The following is a 14,556-nucleotide window of genomic DNA, read 5'->3' on the forward strand; positions in this document are numbered from 1 at the left end:
GGTGACTGGAGAACGCACATGGCAGGGAAAAGGCCCTTCGGCAATCCCGTTCCGGTGAGCGATCTCGCAACCGAGATCCTCGACCCGGTGCTGCGCAAGCGGGCCGGCATGTCGATCGGGCTGGTCCAGTCATGGGAAGAAATTGCCGGGCCGCGGCTTGCGGGCCGCTCGCGCCCGGAAAAGATCCAGTGGCCGCGCCGCATGCACGAGGACGATCCGTTCGAACCGGCGGTGCTGGTGATTGCCTGCGAGGGTGTCGCGGCACTGCATCTGCAGCACGAGACCGGCGAGATCATCAACCGGGTCAATGCCTTCCTCGGTTTCAATGCGATCGGCCGGATCAGGATCGTGCAGAAGCCTGTAATGGCGGGCAAGGACAAGCCGAAACCCAGTTTGCGGCCATTGACTGCGGCCGAGAAAGCGAAGCTGTCCGGCACCGTCGGTTTGATCGAGGACGGCGGGCTGCGCGCCTCGTTGGAGCGGCTTGGCGCCACCATTCTCGGGCAAAAGAAGCCGTGATCTCGCGCTATCGTGATGGCATGCCCGGATTTGGCGATTGGAATAGGCGCGGTAATGCCTTAATTCGCGCCAACTCTCGCTTTTTGTAGCCTTTGCATTGCAAAATCCAACTATTGCCAGGTGATTCGTATGATCCGTTCCTTGTCCCGCAGAAACCTTTTGACTTCGCTGGCCGCAATACCAGCAGCGGCGCTGCTTGCCGCCTGCAGCGACTCGGGCGAGAAAGCCGAGGCGCAGGATGTGAAGCCTGCGGCTCCGGCGGAACCTCCGAAGCCGGCCGCTCCGGCCGCCGCCAAAGCGCCTGAAGCTCAGGGCACGGTGGATATGGCAGCCTTGTTGAAGCCCGGCGCGCTGCCCGACATGCAACTCGGCAAGGACGACGCAAAGGTCACCATCGTCGAATATGCTTCGATGACCTGCCCGCACTGCGCGCATTTCGCCGAAACCACATTCCCGGAGCTGAAGACGAAATATATCGATACCGGCAAGGCCCGCTATATCCTGCGCGAATTTCCGTTCGATCCCAGCGCCGAGGCCGGTTTCATGCTGGCGCGCTGCTCAAAGGACAATTATTTCCCGATGGTCGACGTGCTGTTCAGGCAGCAGGCAAACTGGGTTGGTGTGAACAATACCAAGGACGCACTGCTGCAAATCGCCAAGCTTGCCGGTTTTACACAGGAGTCCTTCGAGGCCTGCTTGACGGACCAGAAACTTCTGGACGATGTGAGATCCGTCCAGAAGCGCGGCGCCGACGAATTCAAGGTCGATTCCACACCGACCTTTTTCATCAACGGAAAGACCTACAAAGGGGCGATGTCGATTGCGGAAATGTCGGCCATCATCGACCCTCTGCTCTGACGTTTCGGCAGCGCCGAAGCGGCGTCGCTTCGGCGTGCGCACTTCTTTGTCTTGCCGCGGGTTCTCCTCGCAAAACCGCGGAACAGTTTTGCGAAACTTGGCGATGGGCAGGCGCGAATGAAGTTCTCGCGCCTTCGCCTGCTCGGCTTCAAATCCTTCGTAGAACCCGGCGAGTTCGTCATCGAACGCGGCCTGACCGGCATCGTCGGGCCGAATGGCTGCGGCAAGTCGAACCTGGTCGAGGCGCTGCGCTGGGTTATGGGCGAAAGCTCCTACAAGAACATGCGTGCGTCCGGCATGGACGACGTCATCTTTTCCGGCTCGGGAACGCGTCCGGCCCGCAACACCGCCGAAGTCACGCTGTTCCTCGACAATAGCGACCGCACCGCGCCGTCCGCCTTCAACGACGCCGATGAGTTGCAGGTCTCGCGTCGCATCGAGCGTGAGGCGGGCTCGCTCTACCGCATCAACGGCAAGGAGGCTCGCGCCAAGGACGTTCAGCTGCTGTTCGCCGATCAGTCGACCGGCGCCCGCTCGCCCTCGATGGTCGGCCAGGGCCGCATCGGCGAGCTGATCCAGGCAAAGCCGCAGGCGCGCCGCGCACTGCTGGAAGAGGCGGCCGGAATTTCCGGCCTGCACACGCGCCGCCACGAAGCCGAGCTGCGGCTGAAGGCAGCCGAACAGAACCTCGAACGGCTGGACGACGTCGTCGGCGAGCTGGAAAGCCAGATCGAAAGCCTGAAACGCCAGGCCCGCCAGGCCTCGCGCTTCAAGAACCTGTCGGCCGACATCCGCAAGGCCGAAGCGACGCTGCTGCATCTGCGCTGGACGCTGGCCAAGACGCAGGAAGGCGAAGCGCGTTCGGCGCTGGCGATTGCCACCGCGCTGGTCGGCGACCGTGCCGCCGCCCAGATGGCTGCCGCCAGGGAACAAGGTATCAACGCCCACCGGCTGCCGGACCTGCGCGATGCGGAAGCCGCCGCCGCCGCAGCCTTCCAACGTCTGTCGATCGCCAAGGCGCAGATCGAGGAAGAGGCAGGCCGCATCCGCGCCCGCCAGGCTGAGCTCGACCGCCGACTGCAACAGCTTGATGGCGACCTTGCCCGCGAGGAGCGCATGGTCCGCGACAATGCGGATATCCTCGAACGTCTCGCCGCCGAAGAAGCCGCGCTCAACGCCGAAAACGCCGGCGCCGCCGAGCGCGAGGCCAGCACCCGCGCGGCCTTCGAGCAGGCGGCATCGACGCTTGCCTTGAGCGAGGCCAGGCTCGCCGCGCTGACCGCCGAACGGGCGGAGGCCGCCGCCTCGCGCAACCAGATCGAACGGACGCTGCGCGACACCGCTGAGCGCCGCGACCGCTTTGCCCGCCAGCTTGCCGATGTCGACCGCGAATTGTCGGAGATCGTCTCCAGGGTCGCCGGCCTGCCCGATCCCGCCGAGAAGCGGCTGCTGGTCGATCAGGCGCTGGCGCTGCTCGAAGAGGCCGAGGCAGCCGCCATTACCGCCGAACAGGCGGTCGCCGAGACACGCGCGGGCGAAAGTGCTGCCCGCCCACCGGTTCAGGACGCAAAGGCCGAGCTGGCGCGGATCGAAACCGAGGCCCGCACGTTGGCCAAGATCCTCAACGCCGCCAGCGGCGATCTATTTCCCTCGGTGCTGGAGCAGATCAGCGTCGAGCGCGGCTACGAAACGGCGCTGGGTGCCGCGCTTGGCGAAGATCTCGACGTGCCGCTCGACCGCAGTGCGCCGGTGCATTGGGGCCAGAGCGAAATCCAGCCCGCCGACGCCGCATTGCCCGAAGGCATAAGGAGCCTCGCCAGCGTTGTGCGCGCGCCGGCGCAGCTGGCCCGCCGGCTGGCCCAGATCGGCATTGTCGAGGCCGCCGCCGGAAGAAGGCTGCAGACGCTGCTTGCTCCCGGTCAACGGCTGGTCAGCCGCGAAGGCGCGCTGTGGCGTTGGGACGGCTTCACCGCGAGCGCCGATGCGCCGACCGCCGCCGCGCAGCGGCTGGCGCAAAAAAACCGGCTGGCCGAACTCGATGCCGAAGCAGTCCAAGCGACGCGCACCCTGCGCGAAGCTGAACAGGCCCTTGCGCAGGCCGAACAGGCGCTTGCCCAGGCGAGCGAGGCCGAACGCAATGCCCGACAGGCCGGGCGCGACGCCCAGCACGGGCTCGACGCTGCCCGCAACACGCTGGCCGAGGCCGAAAAAGCCGGCGGCGAACTGTCGAGCCGGCGTGCCGCACTTGACGAGGCGCGCGCACGCATTGTCGACAGCCATGAGGAAACGGCGGCGGCATTCATCGAGGCGGAAATGCTGCTGCAAGACGCGCCCGATCTCGGCGATCTGCAGTTGCAGCTCGAGCAGTCGGCCGCCAACGTCGCCCGCGATCGCGCCGCCCTTGCCGATGCGCGTGCCGTTCACGAGGGCCTGAGGCGGGAAGCCGAGGCACGTGCGCGCCGGCTCGATGCCATCGGCTCTGAACGGCGCAACTGGGTGGAGCGCGCCGAAAACGCCTCGACGCAGATTGCGGCACTCGGCGAACGTAAGGCCGAGGCGGAGGCCGAGCGCGAGCAACTGGCCGACGCACCCGACGAGATCGACGCCAAGCGGCGCGCCTTGCTGTCGCAGCTCGCCGAGGCCGAAAGCCTGCGAAAAGCTGCGGGCGACCGCTTGCAGGAAGCGGAGAACCGGCAGTCCGAGATGGACAAGGCTGCGACCGCTGCCATCCAGTCGCTCGCCGAAGCTCGCGAAACGCGTGTTCGCGCCGAAGAGCGGCTGACCGCCGCCGACGAGCGGCGGCTGGAAGTCGAAGCGCGCATCCAGGAAACGCTGAACACGCCGCCGCATCTTGTGATCCGCCACACCGGCCTCGAACCCGACAGCCCGATGCCCGAAATGGCCGAGATCGAGCGTCAGCTCGACCGGCTGAAGGTCGAACGCGAACGGCTGGGCGCCGTCAATTTGCGCGCCGAGGAAGAGCAGAAGGAACTGTCGGACCGGCTGGAGACCATCGTTTCCGAGCGCGACGACATCATCGAGGCGATCCGCAAGCTGCGGCAGGCGATCCACAGCCTGAACCGCGAAGGCCGCGAGCGGCTGCTCGCCGCCTTCGAGGTGGTCAACGGCCATTTTCAACGGCTGTTTTCGCATCTGTTCGGCGGCGGCACCGCCGAGCTGCAACTGATCGAGTCCGACGATCCGCTCGAAGCCGGGCTCGAGATCCTGGCGCGACCGCCCGGCAAGAAGCCGCAGACGATGACGCTGCTGTCCGGCGGCGAGCAGGCGTTGACGGCGATGTCGCTGATTTTCGCCGTGTTCCTGACCAACCCGGCGCCGATCTGCGTGCTCGACGAAGTCGACGCGCCGCTCGACGATCACAACGTCGAGCGTTTCTGCAATTTGATGGACGAAATGGCCGCAACCACCGAGACACGCTTCGTCATCATCACCCACAACCCGATCACCATGGCGCGCATGGACCGGCTGTTCGGGGTGACCATGGCCGAGCAAGGCGTCAGCCAGCTGGTGTCGGTCGACCTGCAGGCGGCCGAAGCCATGCGCGAGGCAAGCTGACGCATCAGGTTAATGGTGGTCTCCACCTCGGCTTTCGACTATAGCACGACGAAATGGCCGGATCTGCCGCTCCAGATACCGGTCCGGCTATGCGCGTGGAGAAGCTTGTTGCCTATACTTGTCACCGGAGCCGCGGGGTTCATTGGCAGTCACGTTTGCCACCATCTGCTCGACCGGGGAGAAGCGGTCGTCGGCGTCGACAACATGAACGACTATTACGACCTGGCGCTCAAAAAGGGGCGGCTTGCCGGGCTTCTGCCCCATAAGGATTTTTCGTTCCACCAGATCGATATTGCCGAACAGGGCGCGCTTGCGGCCGCTTTGGCCGGGCAAGGCATCGTCAGGATCGTCCATCTCGCCGCGCAGGCGGGCGTGCGCCACTCACTCGACAATCCGCGGCTCTATATCCGCTCCAATGTCATGGGCCACCTTGAAGTGCTCGAATTCTGTCGCACAGAACCGGCATTCGAGCATCTGGTCTATGCCTCGTCGAGCTCGGTGTATGGCGGCAACCGCAGCGTGCCGTTCAGCGAAGCCGACCAGGTCGACAAGCCCGTTTCGCTTTACGCTGCCACCAAGAAAACCGATGAGTTGATGAGCCACACCTACGCCCATCTGTTCGGCATACCGCAGACCGGCCTGCGGTTTTTCACGGTCTACGGCCCCTGGGGCCGTCCCGACATGGCCTATTGGATGTTCACCCGGGCGATGCTCGAGGGCAAGCCGATCCGGGTCTTCAACAATGGCGAAATGTGGCGCGATTTCACCTACATAGACGATGTTGTGAAGGCGGTTGTCGCCGTGCTCGACAAGCCGCCGGCGGCTGACGTTCCGCCGAACAGGCTTTACAATGTCGGCAACAACCGGCCGGTGCGCCTGGGCGACTTCATCGACATTCTGGAAAGGCTGCTCGAGGTCAAGGCAATCCGCCACAACGAGCCGATGCAGACGAGCGACGTCGAGAAGACTTACGCCGACATGACCGCGCTGGAGCGGGATTTCGGCTTCAGGCCTAGCGTTTCGATAGAGGACGGGCTGAAGAAGTTTGTCGATTGGTACCGGCCGTACTCGAAACAGTAATTTGCACCGCTCGCCGTGACGTCTTCCATCTCGATGCGAACCGATGTCACTGGCATTCGGCCTAAATCCGCAACTGATCCGGCGCGAAGCTTTGAAGAACCTGGCCCATGGTGCTCGTGCAACAGTAGCTCGCCATCAAGCGTGACATCTGGAGTGGGGCACAAGTCGGTCCGCAAAAGCATCATTTTGTCCTAACACCCTGTTAACCACATGCTCGCTGAAAAGTATCCGATTAACCTTTGAGGCGCTTATGACCGCTATGTTTCGTGGCTTGCTGTTCAGTATGAGCTGTGTAGATGTGCGGATTCGGGGGCTATTTCGGTTCAGTCCGGGATGCGGAAGCTTTGCTTGCGCGCATGACGTCCGCGATCGCCCATCGCGGGCCGGATGAACAAGGGAAATTCGTAGCGCCCGAGGCAGGACTTGGGCATGCGCGGCTGTCGGTGATTGGAATTGGTGATGGCCAGCAGCCGATGTCCGACGAAACCGGCAATTTGACGATTGCGTTCAACGGCGAGATCTTCAACTACGTGGAATTGCGCGAAGGGCTGCTGGCCAAGGGCCGACGCTTCCGCACGTCGAGCGATACAGAAGTTCTCCTGCAGCTGTATGACGAGATGGGCGAAGACTGCCTGTCTCTCCTGAAGGGTGATTTCGCCTTCGCGATTTGGGATAACCGGCGGCGGCGGATGGTGCTTGCAAGAGACCGCATGGGTGTTAGGCCGCTGTTCTACACCAGCAGCGACGGAGTGCTCTACTTTGCGTCGGAGATAAAAGCCCTGCTGAAGGTACCCGGCATCTCGGCCGAAATCGATCCGATTGCACTCGACCAGATCTTTACGCTGTGGGCGCCGATCGCTCCACGCACGGCTTTCCGCAATATCCACGAGCTGGAGCCGGCAAGCGTGATGATCGCGACACAGGGGCAAGTGACGGTCAAACCATACTGGCATCTGGACTATCCTCATCGAGATGCGCCATCGAAGATCACCAATGAGGATGACGCGGCCGAAGAACTGCAGGCCCTTTTGACCGACGCGGTGAGGCTTCGCATGCGCGCCGACGTGCCGGTCGGTTCTTACCTTTCGGGCGGGCTCGATTCATCCCTCGTTTCGGCACTCGCGGCCGGCATGACTCCTCTTAAGCTGCAGACATTTTCCGTGACGTTCGACAGTGCTGAGCATGACGAAAGCGCCTTCCAGACCGAAATGGCGTCAGCACTTGGCACGCGCCATCGAACCATAGCCTGCCGTGCCGGCGATATCGCCGGTGTGTTTCCCGAAGTCATCCGCTTTACCGAGCGGCCGATCATCCGCACCGCCCCGGCGCCCCTTTATCAATTGTCCGGCCTCGTTCGCCAGGCCGGTTTGAAAGTAGTGCTGACAGGCGAAGGCGCCGACGAGGTCTTTGCCGGCTATGATGTCTTCAAGGAAGCGCGGGTTCGCCGTTTCTGCGCACGACAGCCAGCATCGCGCATAAGGCCACAGCTTTTCCGCAAGCTTTATCCCTATCTGCCGGGTCTGCAACAGCAGTCCGTAGAGTACCTGGCCGCGTTTTTCGGCACCGGCAGCGCTGCCCTGGACGATCCGCTGTTCTCCCATCGGCCGCGTTTCAAGACCACATCAGCGGCGAAGATGTTCTTTTCCGGTGACCTGCGCGCGACATTGAGGGGGTATGACGCGGCCGAGGACCTGGCCAGCCGGTTGCCTGAGGCGTTTTCCCGGTGGCATCCGCTGCATCAGGCGCAATATCTCGAAACCCGCTTTCTCCTGCCGGGCTACATCCTCTCCAGCCAGGGCGATCGCATGGCCATGGCGCACGGTATCGAAGGGCGTTTCCCCTTCCTTGACCATCGCTTGGTGGAGTTTGCGGCGAGACTTCCGCCGGAAATGAAGCTGAAGGGATTGGTGGAAAAACACATACTGCGCAAAGTTGCCAAGCACCTGCTTCCGACGGCCATCCGGGAGCGCACCAAACAGCCTTACCGAGCGCCGGAAGCCCGCTCCTTCGTTGGAGCCGGAGAACTGGACTACGTGCGCGACTCGCTCAGCGAGGCGAGCATCGCCGCCGGAGGACTATTCAACGCCAAGGCGGTGGCGAACCTGCACGAGAAATGCCGCTTGCAGCCAGCGTCCGGATTCCGCGACAATGCGGCCTTCGTCGGCATCTTATCGACGCAACTGTGGCAGAAGATTTTCACCGGCCAAAAGGTCGGTGCAGCACGAGCGGCCTGAGAAATCGAGGGAAGGAAACATCATGGTAACAATCAAGGACAAGGTCAAAACCTTTATCGTCGACAACTTCCTGTTCGGCGACACGTCCTACGAGCTTGCAGACACCGCATCACTGATCGAGAACGGCATCATCGACTCGACGGCCGTGTTGGAGCTCGTGGCATTCATAGAGGATGATTTCGGCATCGCGATGGTCGATGCCGACATCGTACCGGCCAATCTGGATTCGATTGACCGCATCTCAGCCTTCATCGAGGCAAAAGCAGAAGCGTTGGCAGCGTAGGCGCCATCGGCGAGGAGCGTCCGTGCGGATCGAACATTTTCTGACGGCGAAGGCCGCTGCCCATCCAGCCAAAACGGCATTGATCACCGAGCACAAAAGGCTGTGCTACGAAGAGCTGGACGATCTCTCGAGCCGCCTGGCCGCCGCCCTTTTCATGAATGGCGTCAGGCGCGACGACCGGGTGCTGATCTTCATGGACAATTGCTGGGAGGCTGCGGTTTCGATTTTCGCGGTTCTTAAAGCAGGCGCGACGTTCAGTCCGATCAACGCATCCACCAAGGCCGAAAAGCTGGCCTACATCATCGCCGATTGCGATGCGGCCGCGATCCTCACGCAAGCAAAACTGATGCCCGTGGTCGCCGAGGCGTCTGGATCCTCCGGCAAGACGTCCTCCGGCAAGACCGGCATCTTCGTGGCTTCCACCGTTGCTGCCGATAATCAATGCCCGGCAGGTGCCACATCGCTGGCGGATTGCTTGACGTTCCAAGCCAGGGAGATTGACCATCGCGGCATTGACGTCGATCTTGCGATGTTGATCTACACCTCGGGCTCGACCGGCCGGCCCAAGGGCGTGATGATGACGCACCGCAATTGCGACGCGGCGGCCAACTCCATCACCACTTATCTGCGCAACTCGCCAGACGACATCATCTTGAATGTTCTGCCCCTCGCCTTCGACTACGGCCTCTATCAGCTGCTGATGGCTGTCAGGCTCGGCGCCACGCTCGTGCTCGAGAAGTCCTTCGCTTTTCCCCAAGCGATATTTGAACGCATCCGCCAGGAAGGCGTCACCGGGCTTCCGCTCGTGCCCACGATGGCAGCGATGATCCTGCAGATGAGGGACCTGGCGCCGGGCTTCCTGCCCAGCCTTCGCTATATTTCCAACACGGCGGCTGCCTTGCCGCCGCCTCACATAGAACGCCTTCGGTTCCTTTTCCCCGGTGTCAGGCTCTATTCGATGTATGGCCTGACGGAATGCAAGCGCTGCACCTATCTGCCGCCCGAGGAGCTCGACCGCCGGCCGGGTTCGGTCGGAATAGCCATTCCGAACACCGAAGCCTTTGTCGTCGACGACCACGGGCAACGGGTGCCGTCGGGCGTAGCAGGTGAGTTGGTCATTCGCGGGCCGCACGTCATGCAGGGTTATTGGCGAAACGAAACTGCGACGGCACGAGCCCTGCGCCCGGGTCCGAACCCTTGGGAGAAGGTTCTCTACACCGGCGATCTATTCAGGGCCGATGAAGAAGGCTTTCTTTATTTCGTCGGCCGCAAGGACGACATCATAAAGTCGCGGGGAGAGAAGGTGGCGCCCAAGGAAGTGGAAGCCGTGCTTCATGCTCATCCGGGCATCGCGGAAGCGGTGGTTGTCGGTGTGCCGGATCCCGTGCTCGGGCATGCGATCGGCGCAGTTATCGTACGGTCCGACCCGGCGCTGAGCGAAAAGGATATCATACGTCACTGCGCACGCCACCTTGAGGACTTCATGGTCCCCAAGGTCATCGAGTTCCGCCGCGAGCTGCCGAAGACCGATACCGGCAAGGTCAGCCGTCGGCTTGCGGCAGAAACAATGGAGGCCGCGCAATGAATGTTCGCCCGACCGAGGATGCGCGGACCTTTCTGGCGCAGGCTCTGGCGATCGACCTGGCCACCGAAACGGACCGTATCGTAACGGCCTTGCGCCAGCAGTTGCGCGGGCTTCGCAAGCGGGGCCTTGTGCTCGGTCTTTCGGGCGGGATCGATTCGAGCGTCTCGGTCGCGTTGGCGGCACGAGCCGTCGGCCCCAAGAATGTGCTTTGCCTGTTCATGCCGGAAAGCGATTCCGATCCTGAAAGTCTGCGGCTCGGCCGCCTCGTCGCCGAAACTTTTGGTGTCGAGGCTGTGACGGAGGATATCGGGCCGATCCTGCGCGCAATGGGGTGCTACAAGCGTCGCGACGCCTTCATCCGCGAATTGGTTCCGGAATACGGCGAAGGCTGGGCCTCGAAGATCGTGATCGCGAACGTCCTTGAGGGCGGGGATTACAATATCTCATCCCTGGTGGTGCAGGATCCGGAAGGCAAGCAGACGAAACTGAGAATGCCGCTGCCTGTCTATCTCGGCGTCGTCGCCGCTACCAATATGAAACAGCGCACCCGCAAGCAGATTGAATACTATCATGCCGATCGCTTGAACTTCGCCGTTCTTGGAACGCCGAACCGGCTGGAATACGATCAGGGTTTCTTCGTGAAGAACGGTGACGGCGCCGCGGACGTCAAGCCGATTGCCCACCTCTACAAAACGCAGGTCTATGCGCTGGCGGCCCATCTCGGCGTTCCGGAGGAAATCCTGAACCGGCCTCCGACAACCGATACCTACTCGCTGGCGCAGACCCAGGAGGAGTTCTACTTCTCGCTTCCTTATGACCGTATGGATCTTTGCCTTTACGGTCTCAACAACGGCGTGGCGGCTGAGGTGGTGGGGCAGGCGGCGGGGTTGGCCGCCACACAAGTGGAACGCGTCTGGGCCGATATCATCGCCAAACGCAAGGCGACGCGTTATCTGCACCAGCGTCCGCAACTCGTTGATGACGTCGAGGAAATCGGCACCTGACAAACAGGTAGGGCGGTGTGGCACGGTCCGATTTGAACGCGTCCCGTTTTAGCTGAAACGGCTGCCGATCAGCCGGCTCCACTGCTCGCCCGCAAGCCCATTCAGGAAGACGTGCGAGTTCTTCATGGCGTCCAAAAGCTCTGGATCGCGTGAATGCACCACCGTTGAGGCAACGGTCAGGAAAGCGATGCGTCGTCCAAGCATCGCCTCCAGAAGTGCAGGTTGAATGCGTCCGCGCAGGCCGCTGACGCCGCGCGCGGCGGCATGATCGATCAGGCAATCTATCACGGAGCCCGCCTGGCCGGGGAGGGCGAGGATCTGCAGCACGCGACCGATTTCATACTTCCGTGCGTAATAGGCGAAAGCGCCGACATTGGTGCCGACTGGCGACGTCACACAAACGTAGACAAGCTCGCCCAGATCCGGCTTTTGTGCCGCATCGGTCAGGATGTGGTCGAGTTGGTCTTCCGTCCAGTCCGGCCGCAGGGCGAATTGAGCGGTAAACGGCTCGATGAGCTTGGCGAATGCGTGGCCGTCGATTTCGGATGTACGAAATGCTCCGTGGCCTGCCCCATCCACCGCCACACCCGACCAGCGTCGTTCGCTGGACGTCATCCTCCTGCAATAAAATCGGTCGACTGCACGCGCCAACGGATTGAGCATTCGGGCAAGCGCCATGCGATTGGCGGAAAGGCTGAGCATGAAGGCCGCGGGGCGCATCACGCGGACCCAGTCAAGGCTGTATTGCGGCAGGACCACGCCGCGCAGCCGCGTCCACAATTTCACGGAGATATCGTTGGCCGTCTCGCTGAAGGAGATGTCCTGCGGACCATCCAGGTAAGCTTTCAGCAAGCGGGCGCCGGCCAGCGGATCGTGCTCATGGTCTTCGACCATGAGCGAGCTACAGATGGCGGCGCGTAGTTGTCGGCCGTTGAACGTCATCGGCAGCACGTGGACACCAACAAATCCGGAGACGCGACCGGCGTTGTTGACGTGGACAAGCGACCGGAGGTCGTCTCCGCAACCGGGCGCATCCAGATAAAACCGTTTCATGTATTCCACGAGAGAGGCCGGCGCTTCGGTCCTTTCCTTCAACAGCACGCGCTGAAACATGTTCGCGACTGCCGGGAGGTCGGCGCCTTGCAAGGCGCGAATGACGCTCAAACCCGGCTCCCGCCACCAAAGTCCCGTCCACCGAGCTTCCGGGCCAAGGCGACGCGAGGCACGAGAACATCGGACGCGAGTTCCAACTCGACGCCCATGAAGCCGTGCAACCTCGACCAGTTGCGATCGCCCCGGTGACTGAACGGAGTGCTGAATTGCTGCGGCAAGGTGGACCCTTTGCTTGACCGTCGAAAACCGGCGTCATTGCTGCTAGCAGATTCAGGTAAACCGATATTAAAGTCGTTGCTTTGAATGGTAGCGAACCAGGTTGTCCGGCCTCATACCTGGACATCAGCAATTTTGGTTCCGGGCGGACTCTACACGACCAGCGGCATGAGTTGCGTGCTCCACGTCGAACCGTTTCGGCTGGCCAAAGTTTCGTGTGGCGGCTCTTGACTGGGGGCGCGGGCGTAATACGGTGAGGACAAATACCGGCTCTGGCCGCCGGGCGGCAAGAATGCCTCGTATGCCTCGCCTTGCGGCGGTGGCTGCGGGGCATTGTCATTTTGAGGCTTTGCTTGAAACGGCATATCGAGATCGGCATTCTCTATTCGCGGTCCGGCAACTACCGGCTGGTGTCCGAATCCTGCCGTGCGGGTGCGGTGAACGCCATCGCCGACGTCAACGCCGATCCCGCTATCCCATTCGAATTTATCCCGGTCGAGCGCGACCCGCAGGGCAACATCGATCGGTATGCAAGCGGCTGCGCGGACATTCTCGCCAACAGCGGCGCGCGTCACATCATTGGCTGCGTCACCTCGTGGAGCCGCAAGGAGGTCATTCCAATCCTGGAAAGGGCAGGCGGCACGCTGTGGTACGCCTGCCCGTACGAGGGCTTCGAAGCCAACGAGCATGTCGTCTACACGCACGCCTGCCCCAATCAGCATCTCGTACCGCTGCTTGCCTATGTCGTGCCTCGTTTCGGCGCCGACGGCTTCCTGCTCGGTTCCAACTACATCTGGGGTTGGGAGACCAACCGCGTGGCGCGCGACCTGATTGCGGACGCTGGCGGCAAGGTGCTGGGCGAACGCTATCTGCCGCTCGGCGAGGTCGATGTTGCGCGGCTGATCGCGGAGATACAGGCGACGAGACCTGATTTCATTCTGAACAATCTCATCGGCCCGTCTTCCTATGCGTTTATCGCCGCCTATGCCGAGCTTGGCCGGAGCGACCCGCATTTCAGGCCGGAGCGTTGCCCGATCCTGTCCTGCAATCTCACGGAATGCGAATTGCCGGCGCTCGACGGGGCAGGCGATGGTCATCTTTCCGTTGGGCCCTATTTTCACGACACCTCGGGGGCGGATCGCGGAGCGGCTTCAGTGTCTTCCGTCATGCCTGCCTCATCCTTCGAGGCGGCGGCTTATGCCTCGGTGCGCACGCTCGCCGAGATCCTCACCCGCAACCCCGGTGCGCAATGGACGGACCTTCCCAGGGTCTTTGCCGGAACATCATTTCGAACACCGCTGGGCGACATCGCCATCGACCCGCAAACGCAGCACGCTACCTTGCCGGTGCAGATCGGACGTATCGATGGAACATCGTTCAAAACGGTCACGCTGACGAAGGGCGTGGCACCCGATCCCTACCTTTCCCGCTATGACCGGACGGAGACGTTCGGGCGGCCACGCCTGCGGGTGGTGTCGTGAGCAAGATGGCGCGTATCCCGAACCTTGGAGGCGCCAGGGCTTTTGTCCTGCATCGTCCACATCCGACCGTGCAGGCGATCACAAGGCAATTGTCGGCCATCGGCCTTGAGGCGATTGGCTTCTGGCCGGAACTGCCGGCCGAAGCCTTGGCGGCGGACTTCGTTTTCTTCGACGTCGACCTCGGCTTTGACGAGCAATTTCCGTGGAAGCCGGGCGAGGCACCGATGCCGCTGATAGCGCTGATCGGCTCCGAGGCGCCGGGGCGTGTCGAATGGGCACTGTCGCACAAGGCCGATGCCCAATTGCTGAAACCGGTCGGCAATGCCGGCGTCTATAGCGCGCTTTTGATCGCAAGGCAGAGTTTCGAGGCGCGCAAGCTTCTGGCCAGCGAGATCGCCTCGCTTCGTCAGCGCGTCGCGGAGCGCCAGACCATCGTACGCGCCGTGGAGGTCTTGTCGAAGGGCGCCGAGGACGGCCGCGCCTATGCGCAGCTCCGCTCGCTGGCGATGAGCTGGCAAATCAGCGTCGAGGACGCCGCGCGCAGGATCGTGGCGATGACACAAAAAGAAGGCGACGATGACCAATCCGATCGCGCCTGAGCTCTCAG

At 62.4% G+C, this 14,556-nt stretch carries 11 protein-coding genes; 10 read left to right on the top strand and 1 reads right to left on the bottom strand.

The features are described 5' to 3' along the window. The first annotated feature begins 18 nt into the window (after window positions 1–18). From NKI95_RS10365 to nadE, 8 genes are all read left to right on the top strand, one after another. The gene (locus NKI95_RS10365; protein WP_023674157.1) at window positions 19–519 is read left to right on the top strand and encodes a DUF721 domain-containing protein; all 501 of its coding nucleotides are present in this window, start codon (window positions 19–21) and stop codon (window positions 517–519) included. Window positions 520–648: 129 nt separating this feature from the next. Next, window positions 649–1,377 (top strand): DsbA family protein, encoded by a 729-nt coding sequence (locus NKI95_RS10370; RefSeq protein WP_352716464.1) that lies wholly within the window; start codon window positions 649–651, stop codon window positions 1,375–1,377. 117 nt (window positions 1,378–1,494) lie between these two features. Beyond that, window positions 1,495–4,953, top strand: coding sequence for a chromosome segregation protein SMC (gene smc, locus NKI95_RS10375; protein WP_352716466.1), 3,459 nt, complete (start codon window positions 1,495–1,497; stop codon window positions 4,951–4,953). 108 nt (window positions 4,954–5,061) lie between these two features. Continuing rightward, window positions 5,062–6,033: an NAD-dependent epimerase/dehydratase family protein gene (locus NKI95_RS10380; RefSeq protein ID WP_352716467.1), complete on the top strand. Its 972-nt coding sequence runs from the start codon at window positions 5,062–5,064 to the stop codon at window positions 6,031–6,033. A gap of 296 nt (window positions 6,034–6,329) precedes the next feature. Next, window positions 6,330–8,267 carry an asparagine synthase (glutamine-hydrolyzing) gene (gene asnB, locus NKI95_RS10385; RefSeq protein ID WP_352716469.1) on the top strand — a complete coding sequence of 646 codons (1,938 nt, stop codon included), beginning with the start codon at window positions 6,330–6,332 and terminating at the stop codon, window positions 8,265–8,267. Window positions 8,268–8,286: 19 nt separating this feature from the next. Next, entirely contained in the window at window positions 8,287–8,550 is a 264-nt protein-coding gene (locus NKI95_RS10390; RefSeq protein ID WP_352716748.1) for an acyl carrier protein, read from the top strand. 22 nt (window positions 8,551–8,572) lie between these two features. After that, entirely contained in the window at window positions 8,573–10,135 is a 1,563-nt protein-coding gene (locus tag NKI95_RS10395; protein WP_352716471.1) for a class I adenylate-forming enzyme family protein, read from the top strand. Then, window positions 10,132–11,139, top strand: a complete 1,008-nt coding sequence (gene nadE, locus NKI95_RS10400; protein ID WP_352463914.1) for an NAD(+) synthase — start codon at window positions 10,132–10,134, stop codon at window positions 11,137–11,139. Before NKI95_RS10395 ends, nadE begins: the two co-directional genes overlap by 4 nt. Window positions 11,140–11,187: 48 nt before the next feature. Here nadE and NKI95_RS10405 read toward each other — a convergent pair whose 3' ends face one another. Next, on the bottom strand, window positions 11,188–12,303 hold the full coding sequence (locus NKI95_RS10405; protein WP_352716473.1) for a hypothetical protein: 1,116 nt from the start codon (window positions 12,301–12,303) through the stop codon (window positions 11,188–11,190). 518 nt (window positions 12,304–12,821) lie between these two features. On the opposite strand from NKI95_RS10405, the gene NKI95_RS10410 reads away from it, so the two are divergent. Continuing rightward, window positions 12,822–13,949, top strand: coding sequence for a transporter substrate-binding protein (locus NKI95_RS10410; RefSeq protein WP_352716475.1), 1,128 nt, complete (start codon window positions 12,822–12,824; stop codon window positions 13,947–13,949). Then, window positions 13,946–14,548 (top strand): ANTAR domain-containing response regulator, encoded by a 603-nt coding sequence (locus NKI95_RS10415; protein ID WP_352716477.1) that lies wholly within the window; start codon window positions 13,946–13,948, stop codon window positions 14,546–14,548. The genes NKI95_RS10410 and NKI95_RS10415 overlap by 4 nt, the downstream gene beginning before the upstream one ends. The last annotated feature ends 8 nt before the right edge of the window (window positions 14,549–14,556 follow it).

Source organism: Mesorhizobium sp. M0306, from assembly GCF_040321655.1.
In the GTDB taxonomy this organism is placed as follows: Bacteria; Pseudomonadota; Alphaproteobacteria; order Rhizobiales; family Rhizobiaceae; genus Mesorhizobium.

Excerpts from the sequence above, each read along its gene's own strand:
- NKI95_RS10365 (WP_023674157.1), top strand. The coding sequence starts at position 19 with ATGGCAGGGAAAAGGCCCTTCGGCAATCCCGTTCCGGTGAGCGATCTC.
- smc (WP_352716466.1), top strand. The coding sequence starts at position 1,495 with ATGAAGTTCTCGCGCCTTCGCCTGCTCGGCTTCAAATCCTTCGTAGAA.
- asnB (WP_352716469.1), top strand. The coding sequence starts at position 6,330 with ATGTGCGGATTCGGGGGCTATTTCGGTTCAGTCCGGGATGCGGAAGCT.
- nadE (WP_352463914.1), top strand. The coding sequence starts at position 10,132 with ATGAATGTTCGCCCGACCGAGGATGCGCGGACCTTTCTGGCGCAGGCT.
- NKI95_RS10370 (WP_352716464.1), top strand. The coding sequence starts at position 649 with ATGATCCGTTCCTTGTCCCGCAGAAACCTTTTGACTTCGCTGGCCGCA.